At 60.5% G+C, this 560-nt stretch carries 1 protein-coding gene; it reads right to left on the bottom strand.

Features of this window, described 5'->3' with window-relative positions:
- A partial coding sequence (locus A5701_RS16170) for a class I SAM-dependent methyltransferase (protein WP_156670117.1) occupies window positions 1-560 on the bottom strand: 560 nt, incomplete at both ends.

The raw sequence follows: 560 nt of genomic DNA, 5'->3' as shown, positions 1-560 counted from the left end.
ATCTTCCTGCGTCGGCAGCTGGCCGCCCGGAAAAATCTCGGTGCCGATGAATCGCGCGAATCTCACATCGCTCATCGTCAGCTTGACGCCGAGTGCGGGCATCTGCTGCCATTGATAGGTCAAAATGGTGTGCAACAGCATCCGACCGTCGTCGGGCAGGATGTGGTGGGCACGTTCAAAAAAGGCCGGCCACCGGTCGGCCTTGAACGCCTCGAAGGCGCCGATGCTGACGATTCGGTCGACCTTGTCGTCGAATTCCTCCCAGCCCTGCAACCGGACTTCGACGGAGCGGTCGGTGGGGATGGCGGCCATTTTGGCCTTACTGTAGGCAAACTGGTTGCGACTCAGCGTGATCCCGATCACGTTGACGTCATATTTCTCGATCGCCCGGTGCAGCGCTCCTCCCCAGCCGCAACCGATGTCGAGTAGCGTCATCCCCGGCTCGAGATTCAACTTGCCCAGCGCCAGATCGAACTTCGCATTCTGCGCCTCTTCCAGGGTCATGTCGTCGCGCTCGAAGTAGGCGCAGCTGTACGTCTGGGTGGGGTCCAGGAACAACC

Origin of the sequence: Mycobacterium sp. E3305 (genome assembly GCF_001666785.1) — a bacterium.
In the GTDB taxonomy this organism is placed as follows: Bacteria; Actinomycetota; Actinomycetes; order Mycobacteriales; family Mycobacteriaceae; genus Mycobacterium.
Note: the sequence above shows the minus strand (reverse complement) of the source record. Positions and strands in the feature narration are given on the sequence as shown.